20 protein-coding genes are annotated in these 17,230 nt (G+C 59.2%); 13 read left to right on the top strand and 7 right to left on the bottom strand.

Annotated elements, in window-relative coordinates:
- The first annotated feature begins 11 nt into the window (after positions 1–11).
- Entirely contained in the window at positions 12–293 is a 282-nt protein-coding gene (locus MA04_RS10830; protein ID WP_163122543.1) for a hypothetical protein, read from the top strand.
- A 17-nt stretch (positions 294–310) separates the two neighbouring features.
- Here MA04_RS10830 and MA04_RS10835 read toward each other — a convergent pair whose 3' ends face one another.
- Positions 311–1,552: an NAD(P)/FAD-dependent oxidoreductase gene (locus MA04_RS10835; RefSeq protein WP_262460412.1), complete on the bottom strand. Its 1,242-nt coding sequence runs from the start codon at positions 1,550–1,552 to the stop codon at positions 311–313.
- 176 nt (positions 1,553–1,728) lie between these two features.
- Here MA04_RS10835 and MA04_RS10840 point away from each other — a divergent pair, with 176 nt between their 5' ends.
- A complete protein-coding gene (locus MA04_RS10840; RefSeq protein ID WP_163122549.1) occupies positions 1,729–2,304 on the top strand; it encodes a hypothetical protein in 576 nt (191 codons plus the stop codon).
- A 47-nt stretch (positions 2,305–2,351) separates the two neighbouring features.
- On the opposite strand, the gene MA04_RS10845 is transcribed toward MA04_RS10840, so the two are convergent.
- A complete protein-coding gene (locus MA04_RS10845) occupies positions 2,352–2,939 on the bottom strand; it encodes a TetR/AcrR family transcriptional regulator (RefSeq protein WP_240342664.1) in 588 nt (195 codons plus the stop codon).
- Between the two features lie 135 nt (positions 2,940–3,074).
- Here MA04_RS10845 and MA04_RS10850 point away from each other — a divergent pair, with 135 nt between their 5' ends.
- Both MA04_RS10850 and MA04_RS10855 read left to right on the top strand, forming a co-directional pair.
- Entirely contained in the window at positions 3,075–3,473 is a 399-nt protein-coding gene (locus MA04_RS10850; protein ID WP_163122555.1) for a RidA family protein, read from the top strand.
- Between the two features lie 82 nt (positions 3,474–3,555).
- Complete coding sequence (locus MA04_RS10855) at positions 3,556–3,906, top strand: VOC family protein (protein ID WP_163122558.1); 351 nt, start codon at positions 3,556–3,558, stop codon at positions 3,904–3,906.
- Positions 3,907–3,918: 12 nt separating this feature from the next.
- Here MA04_RS10855 and MA04_RS10860 read toward each other — a convergent pair whose 3' ends face one another.
- The gene (locus tag MA04_RS10860) at positions 3,919–5,736 is read right to left on the bottom strand and encodes a hypothetical protein (protein ID WP_262460415.1); all 1,818 of its coding nucleotides are present in this window, start codon (positions 5,734–5,736) and stop codon (positions 3,919–3,921) included.
- A 262-nt stretch (positions 5,737–5,998) separates the two neighbouring features.
- A complete protein-coding gene (locus tag MA04_RS10865; protein WP_262460416.1) occupies positions 5,999–6,445 on the bottom strand; it encodes a putative quinol monooxygenase in 447 nt (148 codons plus the stop codon).
- Positions 6,446–6,571: 126 nt separating this feature from the next.
- Here MA04_RS10865 and MA04_RS10870 point away from each other — a divergent pair, with 126 nt between their 5' ends.
- The 6 genes from MA04_RS10870 (at position 6,572) to MA04_RS10895 (ending at position 12,267) form a co-directional block, all read left to right on the top strand.
- Positions 6,572–7,441: an AraC family transcriptional regulator gene (locus MA04_RS10870; RefSeq protein ID WP_262460417.1), complete on the top strand. Its 870-nt coding sequence runs from the start codon at positions 6,572–6,574 to the stop codon at positions 7,439–7,441.
- 12 nt (positions 7,442–7,453) lie between these two features.
- A complete protein-coding gene (locus tag MA04_RS10875) occupies positions 7,454–8,443 on the top strand; it encodes an acyl-CoA desaturase (protein WP_262460418.1) in 990 nt (329 codons plus the stop codon).
- On the top strand, positions 8,421–8,825 hold the full coding sequence (locus MA04_RS10880; RefSeq protein WP_262460419.1) for a VOC family protein: 405 nt from the start codon (positions 8,421–8,423) through the stop codon (positions 8,823–8,825). The genes MA04_RS10875 and MA04_RS10880 overlap by 23 nt, the downstream gene beginning before the upstream one ends.
- 185 nt (positions 8,826–9,010) lie before the next feature.
- Positions 9,011–10,249: a DUF1611 domain-containing protein gene (locus MA04_RS10885; RefSeq protein WP_262460420.1), complete on the top strand. Its 1,239-nt coding sequence runs from the start codon at positions 9,011–9,013 to the stop codon at positions 10,247–10,249.
- Positions 10,246–11,355 carry an alanine/ornithine racemase family PLP-dependent enzyme gene (locus MA04_RS10890; protein ID WP_163122574.1) on the top strand — a complete coding sequence of 370 codons (1,110 nt, stop codon included), beginning with the start codon at positions 10,246–10,248 and terminating at the stop codon, positions 11,353–11,355. Before MA04_RS10885 ends, MA04_RS10890 begins: the two co-directional genes overlap by 4 nt.
- A 156-nt stretch (positions 11,356–11,511) precedes the next feature.
- Positions 11,512–12,267: an SDR family NAD(P)-dependent oxidoreductase gene (locus MA04_RS10895; RefSeq protein WP_262460421.1), complete on the top strand. Its 756-nt coding sequence runs from the start codon at positions 11,512–11,514 to the stop codon at positions 12,265–12,267.
- 228 nt (positions 12,268–12,495) lie between these two features.
- On the opposite strand, the gene MA04_RS10900 is transcribed toward MA04_RS10895, so the two are convergent.
- Complete coding sequence (locus MA04_RS10900) at positions 12,496–13,383, bottom strand: AraC family transcriptional regulator (protein WP_262460422.1); 888 nt, start codon at positions 13,381–13,383, stop codon at positions 12,496–12,498.
- A 99-nt stretch (positions 13,384–13,482) separates the two neighbouring features.
- On the bottom strand, positions 13,483–13,821 hold the full coding sequence (locus MA04_RS10905) for a helix-turn-helix domain-containing protein (protein ID WP_163126485.1): 339 nt from the start codon (positions 13,819–13,821) through the stop codon (positions 13,483–13,485).
- A 329-nt stretch (positions 13,822–14,150) separates the two neighbouring features.
- On the opposite strand from MA04_RS10905, the gene MA04_RS10910 reads away from it, so the two are divergent.
- Entirely contained in the window at positions 14,151–14,321 is a 171-nt protein-coding gene (locus MA04_RS10910; protein WP_163126486.1) for a hypothetical protein, read from the top strand.
- Positions 14,322–14,419: 98 nt separating this feature from the next.
- Positions 14,420–14,899, top strand: coding sequence for a hypothetical protein (locus MA04_RS10915; RefSeq protein WP_262460424.1), 480 nt, complete (start codon positions 14,420–14,422; stop codon positions 14,897–14,899).
- A gap of 35 nt (positions 14,900–14,934) precedes the next feature.
- Here MA04_RS10915 and MA04_RS10920 read toward each other — a convergent pair whose 3' ends face one another.
- Complete coding sequence (locus MA04_RS10920) at positions 14,935–15,939, bottom strand: AraC family transcriptional regulator (protein WP_163126488.1); 1,005 nt, start codon at positions 15,937–15,939, stop codon at positions 14,935–14,937.
- A gap of 85 nt (positions 15,940–16,024) precedes the next feature.
- Between MA04_RS10920 and MA04_RS10925 the strand changes: the two genes are divergently transcribed.
- Positions 16,025–17,227, top strand: a complete 1,203-nt coding sequence (locus MA04_RS10925; RefSeq protein ID WP_163126489.1) for an MFS transporter — start codon at positions 16,025–16,027, stop codon at positions 17,225–17,227.
- The last annotated feature ends 3 nt before the right edge of the window (positions 17,228–17,230 follow it).

The following is a 17,230-nucleotide window of genomic DNA, read 5'->3' on the forward strand; positions in this document are numbered from 1 at the left end:
GAGATCACAGTATGAATGACGATATAGCAAAGCTGCGCCCTGACGTTAGGGAGAAGGTGCTTCAGTCCAGGGAGGCCTTTCGTATTGCCAGCGAGATCGCGGATGCGATCCGCACCGCGTTGCCGGACATTGAGGACTTATCTGTTGCGTATTCGAAAGGCGTTGTTTCGGTCTCTGGCGTGTCAGAGAGCCCGGAGGCCAGAGGGGAGGTAGCTGGGATTGCGTTACAGCATCCTCTGGTAACAGGGGCTGATGTATATATCGCATCTGCCTTCGGGAATGAATTGCTATAAAAGCCGGTATCCGGATGTCAAAACCGATCCACCCGATAAGGCCTCATATCCACATCGGTGGGTTCGCCGTCCATCATTTGTCCAAGCAATTTCCCGGTGATCGGTCCCAGAGTGAAACCCTGATGACCGTGGCCGAAGGCCAGCCATAGTCCGGGCAAACCGGGCGCCGGGCCGATAATCGGCTTCATGTCCGGGGTGCAGGGGCGGGCGCCCATCCAGGGTTGAGGATCGAGGCGCTCGCCCAGCGGAAACAGCTGGCGGGCGGTGGCTTCGGCGGCGGCCAACTGTTGGTAGTGGGGTGTGGCGTCGTGGCGGGCCAGTTCGGCGCCGGTGGTGAGACGTATGCCGGCGCGCATGGGGGCGAGCAGGTAGCCGACCTCGGCGTCCATCACCCAGTGCCGCAGGCGGGCACCGTCACGGGCGCCGTAATGCATGTGATAGCCGCGTTTGACGAACAGGGGTACGGAAAGGCCTTGTTGTGATAGCCAGTGCCTGGACCAGGGGCCCAACGCCAGTATCACCTGCTCGGCGGACAGGGTCTCGTCGCCGACCTCCGCCCGCCAGACGCTGCCGTCAGGGGACAGCTTCCGCAGAGCCCCCTGAATGAACTGCCCGCCTCTCTGCTGAAACGCTTTGGCGTAGGCGGCGACCAGGGCGCCGGGATCCATGACGGTCCAGGGCTGGGTCCAGTGAATGGCGCCGGCGAGGCCGGAAGAGAGGTCGGGTTCCAAGTCGGCGAGAGCCGCGCTGTCCAGAACGCGATGGGTAACGCCATAGCGTTGCGCATCGGTTTGTGCCAGTCGGGATTCCTTGTCCAGAGCCTCGGCGGTGCGGAGCACTTCGAGATATCCGTCCCGGCGAATCAGAGCCTCGGCGCCGGCCACATCGATCATCGGCGCATGAGCGTCCAAAGCATGGCGGATGAGAGCAGCGTACTCGGGCACGATGCGAGCGTAGCGCTCCGGCTCCGAGTTGCGCCAATACTGAAGCAGCGGGCCGGCGGCTTGAACCATACCGGAAGGTTGGTAGCGGATGTCGATTTGCCGGTTGGGCAGCACCCGCATCAGCGTGGCCAGGTCCCGGGGGAAACGATAAGGGCGCACGGCTTCGCGCTGGATGATGCCGGCGTTGCCGAAGGAGGTTTCCCGGCCCGGCTCATTGCGGTCGACCAGGGTCACCCGGTGACCGCGTTCAAGCAGATGCCAGGCAGCGGATACGCCGACCATGCCGGCTCCCAGGACCAGAATGTCGCGCGACATCGTTACTTCTCCCTCTCTGTTGGCGTCTGTCCGCCGAGGTTGTCCTGCCCCGCCTTTTCCCCATTGTATCGGTGTGGAAAGGGATACCGGGAGCGTGCGTTTGATCGGCGCAAAAGGCAAGATTATTGGTTCATCACCGGATCCCGGAGCGTCGGATCGAAATAGAGGACACTGTAATGAGCGACAACTGCACCCACATTGTGCCGGTCCATAAGGGGGATTACCCCGACGATCATGCCAAGGTGAAGGAGATCCTTTACTGGTTCCAGAAAAGAGGCATGGTGGAAAATGCGCTGTCCGACTGCACTCTGGGTGAACCGGGCTACCGGTTTTTGCCGGAGATATCACGGATCTTCGATGAAGAACCACGGCCGGACAGTTCGGAACATACCCTGCTGACCCATGGTCTGGAGCTGCATCATGGCAGCCGCCGGGTTTTCCATCCCATGGAGGGCGCCGACCTCCACTTTGCCTGCCCGGAGTGTGGCCACGACATGGGCTGGGACGCGGCGGATGGCATCAGCGCCTGGTACGAAAGAGAAGATGATTACCCGCAATGCCGGAATTGCGCGAAAGCATTTCATATTACCGAATATCGGACCGATCACGGCGGCACGGAACCGCCCTGGGCATTCAGTAATGTGGCCATCACCCTTTGGAACGCCTTTGGCGAGGCGTTTGCTCCCTGGTTCCTGGACGAGATGAGGGCGCTCTACGGAACCGATATTCTGGTGGTGGAAGTTCGTATCTAGATTTTGTGGAAGGGCGGCTACGTAGTTTGTCTTGTAAATATCCGGTGTTATCGCCGCAATCCGGTCGCCAACTCCAGAAACGCCGCGACCGCTTTTTTCAGTACCGCCTGCGGATCGTCGGCGGCGGCGATCCATAGTGCCGCGTTCAGCGCGGCGCCGTTGATAAGGCGCGCCGCAGCCTCGGCGTCCACCGGTTTCAGGGTACCGTCATCAATCAGCCCCTGCAGAATCGATTCGGTCCGGCGCAGGCAGGCGGTCTGGTTGGGCCATTGTGAGGGATCGCCCAGTACCGCCGGCCCGTCCAGCAGCATGATGCGCTGGATTTCCGGCTCCAGTGCCATCTCGATATAGGCAACGCTTTCCTGCAGTAACCCTTGCCATTGATTAGCCGCATGCTCTTGGGCGGCCCGCATGCGCTCAAGCATTTCGCCGTCGATCTGATCGACCACGGCTTGCAGCAATCCCTTCTTGTCGCCGAAGTTATGGTAAAGCGCGCCCCTCGTGAGGCCGGCGGCGGCGGTCAGATCATCCATGGAGGCGGCGGAATAGCCTTGACGGGCGAAGGCCCGCCGAGCGGCTTGTATCAGCTTGGCCCGGGTTTCTTCCACCATCTGTGCGCGTCGCTTTGCTGCCACTGTGCTCTCCTGTTCCTTCATGAATCAAATGACATACGTTTCGTATGCTTGATTGCATACGAAACGTATGTTTAGAATGCCGTTCGCATACGAAGCGTATCTTAACACTGGGTGTTTTCAAAGAGGAGTAGAACCATGGCCAAACGCGATGCGGTTTTCCCTGCCGGCCGGCAGGCACTGTATGACATCAATCGTTATTCGGCGGCGATCCGCTCGGGCGACTTTCTGTTTGTCTCCGGGCAGGTGGGCAGCCGCGAGGACGGCTCTGCGGAGCCGGATTTCAAGCAGCAGGTTCAGCTCGCCTTCGATAATCTGGCCGCGGTGCTGGATGCCGCCGGCTGCGGTTTCGACGACATCGTTGATGTGACCACTTTCCATACTGATCCGGAAGCGCAGTGGCAGGCAATCAATGAGGTTCGGCTGGCAGTGGTCGGCGAGCCGCCTTATCCGAACTGGACCGCGGTGGGCGTCAATTGGCTTGCCGGTTTCGATTTTGAAATCAAGGTCATCGCGCGCCTTCCCCGGAGTTATTGAGCGATTCGTTGGGCGCTAAGCTATCATCCGGCTGGTAAAAACACAGTGGAGGCGCGCAGTTGTGCCACAGTTGAGGTGAACTATGAAAGTCAAACGCATCATGGCCAACATCGAGACATCGGACTCTGAGAAGGCCGCGCTCTTTTATGGCGAAATACTGGGCCTTGACCTGTTGATGGATCACGGCTGGTTGCGGACTTACGGCTCGGCCGAGACGATGCGGGTTCAGGTCAGTTTTGCTTCGGAAGGCGGTTCGGGGACTCCGGTGCCCGATCTGTCCATCGAGGTTGATGATGTCGAGGTGGCGCTGGCGCGTTTCAAGGCGGCGGAGATCCCGGTGGAGTATGGCCCCGTCAGTGAACCCTGGGGCGTGCGGCGATTCTATGTCCGTGATCCCTTTGGGAAGCTGATCAACATTCTGCAACACGAATGACGGCGGGGCCGGTTATTCCCGTGGGGCCGGCTCCTCCAGGTTCAGATCCACCTGATATTCCACGGTCTTCGTGTCGCCTCTATGCCAGACTTCAAAAATCTCCGGCAAGCCGTTGTAGTAAGTAACATCAACGCCGGGGCCTTCGGTTCTCGGGAAATGAAGATCCGTGACCTTGCTCAGATAGCGCTGGTCAGCGCTCTTGGCGAAGAACAGGTGGGTCTTCTCGGAAGGTTCATTATTGCTCGCGGGCTTAAACACGGCGCGGTCGATAATGATCATGTTGTCCACTATACGTACACCATCGGGCAGGTTGTTTCGCCTGTGGCTTTTCTTGGTCAGATTCGGTGTGGTCACCACGGGCACGGTGGCGGAGAGTCGCACCGGCTTTTCAGGAAAGCGCCCGGGGTTGTACTCGATCCGGCTCACCATGAATCGATAATAGTCCGGGTCGTCACTGGGCAGATCGATGGCAGTGCCTTCAGCATTGAGAAAGACAATGTCGTCAGCCCCGGGCTTCTGATAGCGGTCGAATATACCGAGAAAACGGTCGCTTTGTACCCGCGGGTAGTAAAGCGTTACCAGGGCGCTGTACTGCAAATCCGTCGATATCTCATTCTGACGAATGTCGATGGCTGTCTTCATTTCGTCTGCGTTGAGCTCCACCTTGTTCTGGATCGAGTGGTCATAGACAGGGAGGAGGGTGGGGATGCGCTCCAGCGTATCCAGATCGACGCTCGGCGCGGGCTGCCGCCTGGCCAGGTTGCGGATGGGTAAATCGAGACGCTGTTTAAAAGGCGTTTGCTTCGCTTCCTTGTCAAGCAGGGTTATCCGGGCGGTTTTAACGGAGCCGCTGAAAAAGAAGTGCTTATGGAGTCTGTTTCCATACTTTTCATTCAGCTCGTTCTGCATTTCATCGAATCGCTGGTCTATCTGAGCCTCTGTCAGTGTTCCTTCAACGGCCCGATCAATCAGGTCATCGACGATAACGTCGGAGGCTTCATAAAGTTCAGAGCGGCCGGTGCGGGTACCTGTGTGAGCAAGGTATTTTCCGGTTTCATCAAGAGCTTCGCCAATGATGTCCTTGCTGCCTAATGATGGCAGTTCGCCGTTGGAGGAGGACACCTCAATGGCGTAAGAGAAATCGTTGGCCTCCACCAGTGTCACCGTGTACCCGTCTTTCGATTGGGACTGGTCGATATCCGAGCGGCTGAAGTCAAACTGGATCAGCTTTTGCGGAAGCTGAACGGAGAACTCACCGACCAGCGCCACGGGGACCGGCTGGTCTGGGCCGAGGGGATCACGATAGCAAAACGTATTCCGGGCGCCGCTGTATTCTATTTCGGCATTGTAGGAGCTTCCCGAAAAGTGATTCGGCAATTCCGTGGCCTCGCCGTTATCCAGCCGAATAGCAGTCCAGGTCAATCGGTGATGGAAAGGGTAGGTGAAAGGTTCGCGCGGCCAAACGCAGCTTCTGTCCCGATAGGTGGTGGCGGCGATCTGGTTGGCCAGGAACACTTCTGTCAACTCATCAATGCTCGAGTAATCGTTCAGGCGGGTCAGCCTGGCGGTGGTATAGGCGGTATTTCGTGGTGGTGCCTGGAAGTCCAGTTCCATCCCATCGGTGAACATGGCGTCGTACACCAGATTAAGGAGTGGCTTCCGGAGTGCCTCGTCTTCCACGGACTCCAATCGGGTGAGCCTGGCGTCTTTCTTTTCCAGCATCGCGTCCGTCAGCGCCTGAATATCCGGAGACTCATCATTGGGAATGATCAGGAAAAAGAGGGCGGCGGCTATTGCTATACCAGGAAGCGCAATGAGGATTTTCTTCATGATGGGATCGGGACTCCTGTCAGGCTGGCTCCAGTGTGCTTTTCCCGCATGCCTGGCCGGTAGGTCGGAGGGTGACAATTCACCTGGATGGGCCGTGGAAGGGCGAGATGCGCATCGGGCGGGATTGTCGCATAGATGGGAGGCTGAAGGCATGTCAGGTGGCGTGACACCGGGCTAAGCCGGAGTGCGCACGCCGCCGGAACCAAGGGGCCGGCGGCGGGTTGGTGGTGGGTTGATGGTGGAGTGGTGTTGGAAGGAGCGTTCAGCGCCGGGCAAATACTTCTTTGCTCATTAGTACATCCAATCTATGAACGTGGGCGGGGTAGGCCAGTAGCGCGTTCATCCGTTCAACATCCCGGAAGATATCGCCGCCACCGCCTTCCACGTGCGCCTGCCGCCCGGCCAGATCCGGGAAAACCTCAAAGATGCCAAAGGTGGTTTGCGAATACCGTACCGCATACCACGGTCCGGTGGCCGGCTCCTCGTGCACACAGCCGAGAATGTCTTCAAGCATGCGGACGACCTGGTTTTCCTTGCCGGGCAGCGCCTCGATGTGAATATAGAAGGCCTTCGGCCCTTCTTCGCCATCCAGCCCGGATACGCGTACACCACGATGAGGACGATCCCCGGGAGACGGATTCGGTTCAGGGCTTGGGCCTGGAGAGGCGGTGGTAGCCGTGGCTCTTGATTTCGTTTCGTTTGTCATCATTCACCTCCATTGCAGAGGTTTTACGGTAGGACGGTATGGTGCTCCGGTGATGCTCGAAGCTCGCCGCTTTTTGCCTGATTGTCCATTTTTCTTTACGTGGTGGGAGTCGATGGGCAAGAATAAATCATGTCTGATGCTCTGCGTGACGCGGTCCAGCGCTATACCCAAGAACACGCCAACGCGGACGGTATCGCTGGTACCCCGGTGCCCGGTCTGTTTCTGGTGCGTGGCTTCTCGCCCGGCGAACTGGAACACGCCATTGCCAGCCCTCTGGTGTGTCTGGTGCTGCAAGGCAGTAAGCGAGTCACCATTGGCGATAGGGATTTCACCTTTACCGCGGGCGACTCGATGATCGTCACCGCCAATGTGCCGACGGCCAGCCGGATCAGTGAGGCGACGATCACCAGGCCCTATCTGGCGATGGCCCTGGATCTGGATCCCGCGGTGATTACCGATCTGGATGTGGCCATGAGTATGGTGGGTTCGCCTCAGGAGCCTGTGGGCATCAACGTCGACGAAGAGCTTCGTAATGCGATGTTCAGGCTGGTCCGTTTATTGGGGCAACCGCAATCGCTGTCCGTGCTGCGCAAGCAACTGGTCAGGGAGATACATTATTGGTTGCTGCTTGGCGCTCAGGGGCCGGCGATTCGCCGTCTGGGCTTGCCGGACAGTCAGGTTCGACGCATTGCCCGTGCGGTGGCCATGCTGCGTAAAGACTATACGCGTCAGCTACCGATTGAGCGCCTGGCGGAAGCGGCGGGTATGAGCCGCTCCGCCTTTCACAAACATTTCCGCGCGGTTACCACGCTGTCGCCATTGCAGTTCCAGAAGCAGTTACGCCTGATCGAAGCCCGCAGATTGATGCTATCCCAGGGAAAGACCTCGAGCCGGGTCGCTTTCGAGGTCGGTTACGCCAGTGTGTCTCAATTTACCCGGGAGTATGCCCGCATGTACGGACTGCCGCCGGTCCGGGATCGTAACACCACGGTAACTTAGAGGGAGTGCAGTATGGATACCAACACTCATACGCCGAGGATCCTGGCGTCTCCGGGCACGAGTCCAGTCTCGGGCCGGGTGCATTGGGCGCCTGCCAAGTCGCTGTGGTATCTGGCGCATGTGTCGATAGCAATTGTCGCCGGTTATCTAACGTTTTCGCTGTCTTCTTTCCTTGTCTTTATAGGCACCACGGGGATCACCTTGTGCCTTGGGCATTCCTTGGGAATGCACCGCCGGCTGATCCACAATGCCTATGAATGTCCGCTTTGGCTGGAATACCTCTTCGTGCATTTCGGCGTGCTGGTCGGAATGGCCGGCCCGCTGGGGATGATGCACCAACATGATTTGCGTGACTGGGCGCAAAGACAACTGGATTGCCATCCCTACCTGCGGCACGGAGAGAGGTTTTGGACGGATGGCTGGTGGCAGCTCCATTGCGATCTGGAGTTAAGCGAGCCGCCGGAATTTGATCCGGAACCGCGAGTCGCCAATGATCGTGTCTACACTTTCATGGAGCGAACCTGGATGTGGCAGCAACTGCCTTGGGCCGTGCTGCTGTTCTGGGTAGGGGGATTGCCCTGGGTGGTCTGGGGGATTTCCGCACGAATTGCCGTCTCGGTAACGGGACATTGGCTGGTTGGCTATTTCGCCCATAATCGTGGACAGCGCGACTGGCATGTTGAAGGCGCGGCGGTACAGGGCTTCAACATTCCCGCCGCGGCTTATCTGACCATGGGGGAAAGCTGGCATAACAATCATCACGCTTACCCAGGGTCGGCGTTACTGGGATTGTATGATAATCAACCGGACCCGGGCTGGTGGGTGTTGAATCGCCTGCGGGATCTCGGTTTGGTATGGTCGATCCGCTTACCGGAAGATTTGCCCAGTAGGCCGGAACTAAGCGCTTTGACAGCGACGGATTGCAGGGAAAGAAGGCGGCACCGGTCCTTGTCAGGCTCTCCGAACGGGAGTTCCCACCATGAAAATGATCGTCAATATTGATGTCCCTGAGCTTGCCCGGGCCATCGAGTTTTACACCGACGCTCTGGGGCTCAGGCACAGTCGTACGATGGATAACGACGTGGCGGAGCTGACGGGCGCGTCTGCGGTAATCTATCTTTTGCAAAAGGATTTCGGCTCAAAGGCGGCAAGCACGTCGCCACCGGCCTGCTGTTACATCCGACACTGGACACCGGTCCATATTGATTTCGTTGTTGATGATATCGAGGTGGCCGCTGCCCGGGCCCTTCGTGCCGGCGCCGTTCGCGAAAGTGAATGTATTGAGTGGAATGCCTCCAAGTGCATTACGTTCTCGGATCCATTTGGTCATGGATTTTGCTTGCTGGAGTTTGCCGGGGAGACCTATGGCGACAGCGGCGCATAGGATGCGTCTCATTCCCGTTATTCGGCGATGAACCTTTTATATTCACCCCATCCGGGCCGATCCGTGCTACTGTGGGTGCCGATCACCCCACCGCTTAGTGGGGATCTCTCGTTGTTTTTTCGGCCACCCTGGCCGGCCTAATCGCTATTGCCCCTCTAAGCGTCGCGCCGCTTGAGGAGCTCACCATGACCATCGTTTCCCCCATTTCGTTGCGAGCCCGTCCTTACTCCGCACAGGCTCCGCCCGCCGCCGTCCCGTCCTCCCGATCCCGCCCGCCGCTTGTTCCTCCTGAACCTCCTCTTCATAACGCTCACACTTTTGTTACCCGCGCGCGTGCGAACATCGCTACCGCGATTGTCTACTGCGAAGGACAGTTCGGTGATATTGATGGCAAAACCGCTAACGGGCTGATCCGCCACTCCGAGAAATACACGGTTCTGTCGGTGATCGACAGCCGCCAGGCCGGTCAGGATACCGGCACCATCCTGGATGGTAGCGCCAACGGCATTCCGGTTTGCCGTGATCTGAGCGACGCTCTGAGCCAGGTGGATACGGTGCCGGATTTTCTTATCTTCGGCATGGCACCGGCCAGCGGGCTGCTGTCCACCGAGCAACGGGGAGTGGTGTTGGCGGCCATGGCCGAGGGCATGAGCATCATTAACGGGCTGCATGAGTTCCTCAACGATGATCCGGAATTCGCCGCCGCCCGGATTGCCCATAAGGTGGATATCGTCGATGTCCGCTGTCCCCGGCCGAAGAAGTTTCTGCGCTTGTTCAGCGGCCGTATCAATGAAGTGACCTGCCCTCGTATCGCGGTACTGGGCACGGACTGCGCCATTGGCAAGCGCACCACTGCCACCGTTCTCACCGCGGCGCTCAACGCCATGGGGCTCAAGGCGGTGATGGTTGGTACCGGGCAGACGGGGATGATCCAGGGGGCCCGCTACGGTGTGGCTCTGGACTCCGTGCCTTCGCAGTTCTGTGCCGGTGAGTTGGAAGCCACCATCGTGGAGGCCTTTCACGCCGAGCAACCCGATGTGATCATCATCGAAGGGCAGGGTGCGCTGAGCCACCCGGCTTTTTCCACGACCTCCTTCGTTCTGCGCGGAGCCTGCCCTCAGGGCGTGGTTTTGCAGCACGCCCCGGCACGTGAATTCCGATGTGACTTCGCCACCATGGCGATGCCGGACCCGGCGGACGAAATCCGTTTGATTGAGACCTTTTCACCTACGCGGGTGATTGGCTTGACGCTCAACCACGAACACATGGATGAGAGTCAGGTAGCTTCAGCCATCGATGCCTACACCCGCGATCTTGGCGTTCCCGTCACCGATGCGCTGACCAGACCTGCCCAGTACTTGGTGGACATGGTGTTCGCGGCTTTTCCGGAACTCGCCGTCCGATCTCAAGGAGAAACGCAATGAATGCTCCGCGCCTGGAAGTGGATTTGGACAAGATCACGGAAAATGCCCGTCTTATGGTGGAGGAGTTGGGGGAAAACGGCATCACGGTGACCGGTGTCACCAAGGCCTGCCTGGGATCGGTGGAGGTCGCCAAGGCGATGTTGCGCGCCGGGGTCAACGGGCTGGGAGACGCCCGCATTGAAAATATCGAAGCGATGCGTCAACAGCGCATCGCGGCGCCGATCATGTTGATTCGCTCACCCATGCTCAGTCAGGTGGAAAGGGTGGTCCGGCATGCGGACATCAGCTTCAACACCGAACTGGCGGTGGTACGCCGGCTTTCCGCCGCGGCCCAGCTTGCGGAGCGAACTCACGGTGTGGTGTTGATGGTGGAACTGGGGGACCTGCGCGAAGGTATTCTCCCCGGTGATCTGGTCAATGCCGCCCGGGAGGTGTTGCGTCTTCCCAATCTGGTTCTTACCGGTATTGGCACCAATCTGGCCTGCCACAGTGGCGTGGCGCCGGATGCGGCCAATATGGCGGATCTGTCGGCGCTGGCCGATGAGCTGGAGGAAACACTGGAAGTGAAGCTGGAACTGGTATCCGGTGGTAATTCGGCCAACCTGGATTGGGCATTGGGGGCGGGCCGCAAGGGGCGAGTCAACCACTTGCGCCTGGGAGAAGCGATTTTGCTGGGTCGGGAATCGCTACATCGCCAGCCGGTCGACGGCCTTTATACCGACGCCATTGCCCTGGTGGCGGAGGTCATCGAGTCCAAAATCAAACCCTCCCTCCCTTGGGGCACCTTGGGGGAAACCGCCTTTGGTGAAGGCGTTACGTCCATGGACCGTGGTGACATGGCTCGGGCGATTCTGGCCATCGGAGAACAGGATCTGGATCCGGATGGGCTACAGCCTCCCGAGGGCTTATCCATCCTTGGCGCCAGCAGTGATCACCTGATTCTCAATAGCGGCACACACCGGCTGCAGGTGGGCGGCGAGGTTCGCTTCGATGTCAACTACAGTGCCTTGATGCGGGCAATGACCTCGCCGTTCGTGCATAAAGCGATGGTCCGGGGAGTAAAAAACAAACCGGGCGCGGTGCACTCTCTGCATAACAGGCGTTGAGTCTGCGGTCAGAGCGGATTGGCCTGCCAATGCCGCCAGGTCCGAAGAGAAAGGGTTGGAGATTCGGGCAAAGCTTATCGACGATCCGGCAGCGACCGGACTTCGGGTGGCTTGCCATACTGTCAGCACGTTATCCCAACGTTGAGGGCATGAAGCATGACCAGAATCTCTTTGATTACCGGTGCCAGCCGTGGGCTTGGCCGCAACACGGCCTTGAGCATCGCCGGTAAAGGCGGCGATGTTGTACTCACCTATCTTCACGGGCGAGAAAACGCCGAGGCGGTGGTGGCGGAAATTGAGGCGATCGGCCGCAGGGCCGTGGCCTTACAACTTAATACCGGTGAGGCTGCCAGCTTTCCGATTTTCGCCGAAACGTTGCGCAAGGCGCTAATGGCGACCTGGCAGCGTGAGACTTTCGATCACTTGGTCAATAACGCGGGCCATGGCGAGATGGTGTCAATGGCGGAGACCACCGAGGCACAATTCGATACGCTGATGAATGTGCATTTCAAGGGGGTGTTCTTTCTCACTCAGGCGTTACTGCCACTGATCGCCGATGGTGGTCGTATCGTCAATCTGTCTTCCGGGCTGACCCGGGTGATCTCTCCGGGCTTTTCCGCCTACTCGGCGATGAAGGGAGCCGTTGAAGTACTCAGCCTCTACATGGCCAAGGAATTTGGCCACCGTGGCATTGCGGTGAATACAGTGGCACCGGGGGCCATCGAGACCGATTTTCTCGGTGGTGCTGTTCGTGATACACCGGATCTGAATCAAATCTTCGCGCAGATGACACCACTGGGACGGGTGGGGGTACCGGATGATATCGGACCGATGATCGCCAGCCTGCTGAGTGAGGATAATCGCTGGATAAATGCTCAGCGGATCGAGGTATCAGGGGGGCAGGGTATCTGATCGTCTCTCTGTTTTGTTCAGGCCTGCCGCATTTCCAGAAACGGCCGTCTGGCACCTCGAAGTGGAGCCGTGTTACGCCTTTGCGGAACCTGCTTCACGACGTTCCCGCAAAGGCGTAACACGGCTCTGCGGTCCCTGATGGAGGGTAAGGCCGTTTCCCTGTAAACCGCGATGAACCTTTTTTTCGGGTATCGATTGCCTGGGTTATTGGTCTGCTCCGCAAGCCGGTCAGTTCTGTAAACGATGCTTCATGGCCTCGGCATCCCTGGCCGGCGGTTGGCTGAACATTCGGCGATACTCCCGGGAAAATTGCGACACGCTCTCATAGCCTACGGCAAAAGCGGCGCTGCTTGCCGATACGCCTTCCGCCATCATTAACCGGCGCGCTTCGATCAGCCGCAGTTGCTTCTGGAACTGCAGAGGTGACAGAGAGGTGACGTTGCGAAAGTGCTGATAGAAGGAGGAGGGGCTCATGCCAGCTACGGCGGCCAGACGTTCCACCGGCAGGGGGCGGGTAAACTCCGCTCGGAGCAAGGTCACGGCACGAGCTATCCTCTGCTCATGACCGTCGGGGTAGCCGAGCCGCCGAATCGCGGCGCCGTGCCGCCCGGCCAAGAGCCAGTAGTGCAGCTCTCTTACCCGTTGTTTGTGGAGTACGGATACTGATTCCGGACGATCCAATAACTGCATCAGTCGCAGCGCGGCGTCGGCCACTTCCGTGTCGGTGGGTTGGAATCGCACGGCCGCACCCTCGGCGGCGGCGTCGGCGTGCATTTCCAGGGTTAATTCGGTGATCACCGCTGGATCCAGGTCCATGACCAGGGACATATAGGGCGTTTCGACACTGGCTTGGAGTACCTGGCTGACAATCGGCACGTCCGCGGTGATCAGTAGTGAATCCCCGGCCTCGAAGGTGAGTGTCTGAGTGCCCATGGTGACCTGCTTTTTGCCTTGCAGCACAAGGCAGGCCAGGGGCCGCGAAATGCTGTACTCCAGGCTGCTCGGCGTGGTCGAACGAATGGTTGTCAGCCCCGGAATTGGCGTTTGCGCCAGGCCGGTGGCGTCGGCGTGATGTGCCAGGTAACGGCGAACAACCTCAAGCAAGCCCTTGATCATGGTTCGATCCTAATCGATCCGGGAAGAGTACGGCTACCGGGTTGGAAGGAACGAGCAAAGGGTATGGAGAATTCGGCAAGGCATGCCGTTTCTGCGTTGCTAACCGGCGCCCCGGCGCTGGGCCAGCTGGTTGCGAGCGAAGGACAATATTTCCCGGAGCACCGGCTCCGGGGCTTCTTCGGCGATGGCGACCAGGGCTTCCCGCATTTCGCTTTCCGTTTCCACCGATGGAAACAGAAAAAACTCCTGTAACTCCACTTCCAGCACCTTGGACATCGTCACCAGCGTATCCAGCGACGGAAAGTATTTGCCGGTTTCCAGCCGTGAGATATGGCGGCTGTCCACACCAACACCTTCCGCCAGATCGTTCTGGGTCAGATGCCGGGCCCGCCGCAACAAGCTGATGCGCTGGCCGATGAGTTGTTTGGGGTTCTTCATGGCTGCTCCTCTCCTGCCGGGCAGTTCAGCAGATAGTGGAGCCTTCAAGAACGACGTTTCACGATGACTTTTATATTAAATATGATGTTGAATGGTTAATTGATGTGTGTAGAATGTAGATAAATGGACAAAAAGAGGCATATAACGCCTATTTCTGTTCATTTTGTGATCTACTTTGTGTCAATGGATGCCGCGTCTCAGCGGCGTTGCCGAATCGAGACAAGCGTCAAAAAAGAATGGAGCAGGCCTTTGGAGTGATCCTCTGTTGGCCTGTTATCAACGGTTGGGCTTGGAAATAATCCTGACGTGGGGTCATAGGGCGTATTCGAATGGAAGTAGCCTTGAACGGTGGCGGGGTGGCAATGGCGGCGCTCTTGATCGGCGTCGTATTGGTGGTATCGGGTTATATTCTGCTCTGGGGTATGGAGTGGATGGAGGACTTTTACCTGATACGCCGGGAAAAACGCTCCCAAAAACGGATGCCTGGAGAGGAGGAGTGAGTCGTCCGGAAAATGGGAGGGAGTGGAGAACATGAGCCGGAAGCCTTTATGGGCGGTTCCCGTGTAATCTAGCCGCTTCCTTTTCCCGGATCCGAGAGATGGGTTTCATTTTTCTAACCGAACCGTTTTCCCGTTATCTTAGGCAGCAGGGGCTTCGCCCCCAAGGAAGCCACGATCAGAGACTTGATGATTGGCTGGAGGGGCGATGCGGTGCTGGCAATCGGATGGATGATGTTATGGGCCGCTGGTGGCGTCCAAGCAAAGTGATACTGAGGCAAAACCGGGATCATCGTGGCTTCCGGTATCTTGCCGCCGAATTACAGAGCAACGGTGATCTGGTGTTCGTGGGGCAGGATCTGGGCGCGGGTGTCTCCGAAAGCTTTGGTTGTTCCGAATATGAATGGCAGTGGACGATAAAAGCCGCCGATTTGCCCAAGTTGAGGGAGGCGTTACAAACCCGCAAACCGGTGCTGGCGGCGTTGAAGCAACGTTTTGCCGGAGATGAGTCGGTTCGGCTGTACGCGTTTTTATGCGCCAGCGCGGTACCGTTCGAAACCTTCAGCCGGATCGGTGATTGACCGGGAATCGGCCGCTTCGGCATTGCTGTGCCTCGTCAATGCTCTTCGGATGGATGGGCGGTGGTGGCGCGATAAGCACCGGGTGAGTGGCCTGTGGTTCGTTTGAAGGCGCGACTGAAGGCGGCCTGGGAGCCGTAACCGAGCCGCTCCGCCACGTCTTCCACGGGCAGGCGTTCACGGGTCAGCCACTGACTGGCAAGGCGCATACGCAGTTCGGTAACGTAGCGCAGTGGCGTGATGCCGGTCACCGTCAGGAAGCGTTCGGCGAACACCGAGCGGGATACGCCCATCTCCTTCGCCATGGATTCCACCGTCCAATGCCGGCCGGGCTCGCGATGCAGCGCGGCGATAACCCTGCCCAGACGCGGGTCGCGCAACGCTTCCACCCAGCCGCTGGCGTCTCCGCAGCCGCATTCCACCCAGCTTCGTATGATGGCGGCGGCGACCACTTCCGCCAGCCGCGTGAGGATGCCGGCGAAGCCCGCCCGCTGCCCGCATACCTCCTGTTCCATGGCTTCCAGGATGGGGAGCAACTCCGATTGCCGGTCCGCTTGAGGGTCAACCCGCATCACCGCCGGCATCAGTGACACCAGGGGGTGCAGGGAGCCCAGGTCCAGCTCCATGCAGCCACTGAAAATCAAAGTGTCCTGGCTACGGCAGGTGTCCGGGTCGCAGGACTGCACGTCATCGACGGCATCGCAGAGGGCGGCGGCGTCAAAACCGGTGATATGGCGGCACGGCAGTGCCGGTTCGGAGAGCAGGGCATGAGGGCCGTCGCGGGGCATCAACACCGCGGTGCCATGGCTCAATTCATTCAGATCGCCATCTTCGCCACGCAAATAGGCTCGCCCCTGGGCCACGAAGTGGAAATGGGCCCGTGGCCTGCCACCCTCGCCAAAGCGCACGCCGAAAGGGGGCGTCAGCCTCAGACGGTGGTAGCGCAAGCCTCTCAGCCGCATTCCCGCTAGCAACTCGCTGATCAGATCGGCGTTGGAGGAATGGGACAGATCAGATTGAGGTTCGGACGATTGATCAATCATGAGCGACTATATGGCATGGATCGTCTGGATTGTCCACTCTATTCTGGCCCCCTTCGTGATGCCATCTGAGAAAGAAGGGAGACCCATGAACAAGTCTGATACTGCGCGGGAGAACACAAGCGCCCCGGTGACCGCCGCCTGGGGCGCGGTGATTTCCCTGACCCTGGGCGTGTTCGGGCTGGTCACCGCCGAATTCCTGCCCGCCAGTTTGCTGACGCCGATGGCCGCGGACCTGGAGGTCAGCGAGGGCCTGGCCGGCCAGGCAGTATCCATCACCGCGGTGCTGGCGATGGTGACCGGCCTGTTTATCGCGTCGGTGACTCGGCGGATTGATCGGCGCCATGTGTTGATTGGCTTTTCCGGGCTGTTGGTGGTGTCGAATCTGCTGGTGGCCTATGCGCCCAATCTGGTCTTGCTGCTGTTGGGCCGGGTGTTTCTTGGTATCGGTATCGGTGGCTTTTGGGCCATGTCCGCGGCCACGGTAATGCGGCTGGTGCCGGAAGCCCTGGTGCCACGGGCGTTGTCGCTACTGTTCAGCGGCGTGTCGGCGGCTACGGTGTTCGCGGCGCCACTGGGCAGTTACCTGGGTGATCTGATCGGCTGGCGGAATGTGTTCCTGCTGGCCTCTTTGCTCGGGGTCCTGGCGCTGGTGGTGCAGTTCGCCACCTTGCCGCGCATGGCGCCCAATGGTCACACCCGTCTGCGTACCATGTTCGAGGTGATGATGAGACCGCGCATGGGCTTCGGCATGTTGGCCTCCTTGTTGGTCTTCACCGGCCACTTTGCCTTGTTTACCTACGTCCGCCCTTTCCTGGAAAACGTCACCGGGGTGGCGGTGTCCGGCATTTCAGCCATTCTGCTCGGTTTCGGCGTGGCCAATTTCATCGGGACTTTCCTGGGCGGCGCGCTGGTGGAACGTAACATGCGCCTGACGTTGGCGGTGATGCCGCTGGTGATGGGCGTGGCCGGGCTGAGTCTGGCCATGCTCACTGGTACGCCGGTCAGTGACGCCATTCTGGTGGCGTTGTGGGGCATGGCTTTCGGTGCCGTCCCGGTGGCCTGGTCCACCTGGATCACCCGTACCGTGCCTGATGAGGCGGAAAGCGGTGGCGGGCTGATGGTGGTGGCGATTCAGTTCGCCATCGCGTTGGGGGCCGCCGCCGGCGGCGCGGTGTTCAACGTCAGTGGCGCCCCGGGTGTATTCGCCATAAGTGGTCTGGTGTTGATCTTCGCCGGGCTGCTGGTGTCCGTGGGGTTGCGTACCGAACCGTTGCCGGCGAAAGCCTGATTC

Origin of the sequence: Alloalcanivorax balearicus MACL04 (genome assembly GCF_025532145.1) — a bacterium.
Classification (GTDB): Bacteria; Pseudomonadota; Gammaproteobacteria; order Pseudomonadales; family Alcanivoracaceae; genus Alloalcanivorax; species Alloalcanivorax balearicus.

Coding starts and splice junctions, on each gene's coding strand:
- MA04_RS10830 (WP_163122543.1), top strand. CDS start 12: ATGAATGACGATATAGCAAAGCTGCGCCCTGACGTTAGGGAGAAGGTG.
- MA04_RS10835 (WP_262460412.1), bottom strand. CDS start 1,552: ATGTCGCGCGACATTCTGGTCCTGGGAGCCGGCATGGTCGGCGTATCC.
- MA04_RS10840 (WP_163122549.1), top strand. CDS start 1,729: ATGAGCGACAACTGCACCCACATTGTGCCGGTCCATAAGGGGGATTAC.
- MA04_RS10850 (WP_163122555.1), top strand. CDS start 3,075: ATGGCCAAACGCGATGCGGTTTTCCCTGCCGGCCGGCAGGCACTGTAT.
- MA04_RS10855 (WP_163122558.1), top strand. CDS start 3,556: ATGAAAGTCAAACGCATCATGGCCAACATCGAGACATCGGACTCTGAG.
- MA04_RS10860 (WP_262460415.1), bottom strand. CDS start 5,736: ATGAAGAAAATCCTCATTGCGCTTCCTGGTATAGCAATAGCCGCCGCC.
- MA04_RS10865 (WP_262460416.1), bottom strand. CDS start 6,445: ATGATGACAAACGAAACGAAATCAAGAGCCACGGCTACCACCGCCTCT.
- MA04_RS10870 (WP_262460417.1), top strand. CDS start 6,572: ATGTCTGATGCTCTGCGTGACGCGGTCCAGCGCTATACCCAAGAACAC.
- MA04_RS10875 (WP_262460418.1), top strand. CDS start 7,454: ATGGATACCAACACTCATACGCCGAGGATCCTGGCGTCTCCGGGCACG.
- MA04_RS10880 (WP_262460419.1), top strand. CDS start 8,421: ATGAAAATGATCGTCAATATTGATGTCCCTGAGCTTGCCCGGGCCATC.
- MA04_RS10885 (WP_262460420.1), top strand. CDS start 9,011: ATGACCATCGTTTCCCCCATTTCGTTGCGAGCCCGTCCTTACTCCGCA.
- MA04_RS10890 (WP_163122574.1), top strand. CDS start 10,246: ATGAATGCTCCGCGCCTGGAAGTGGATTTGGACAAGATCACGGAAAAT.
- MA04_RS10895 (WP_262460421.1), top strand. CDS start 11,512: ATGACCAGAATCTCTTTGATTACCGGTGCCAGCCGTGGGCTTGGCCGC.
- MA04_RS10900 (WP_262460422.1), bottom strand. CDS start 13,383: ATGATCAAGGGCTTGCTTGAGGTTGTTCGCCGTTACCTGGCACATCAC.
- MA04_RS10905 (WP_163126485.1), bottom strand. CDS start 13,821: ATGAAGAACCCCAAACAACTCATCGGCCAGCGCATCAGCTTGTTGCGG.
- MA04_RS10910 (WP_163126486.1), top strand. CDS start 14,151: ATGGAAGTAGCCTTGAACGGTGGCGGGGTGGCAATGGCGGCGCTCTTG.
- MA04_RS10915 (WP_262460424.1), top strand. CDS start 14,420: ATGGGTTTCATTTTTCTAACCGAACCGTTTTCCCGTTATCTTAGGCAG.
- MA04_RS10920 (WP_163126488.1), bottom strand. CDS start 15,939: ATGATTGATCAATCGTCCGAACCTCAATCTGATCTGTCCCATTCCTCC.
- MA04_RS10925 (WP_163126489.1), top strand. CDS start 16,025: ATGAACAAGTCTGATACTGCGCGGGAGAACACAAGCGCCCCGGTGACC.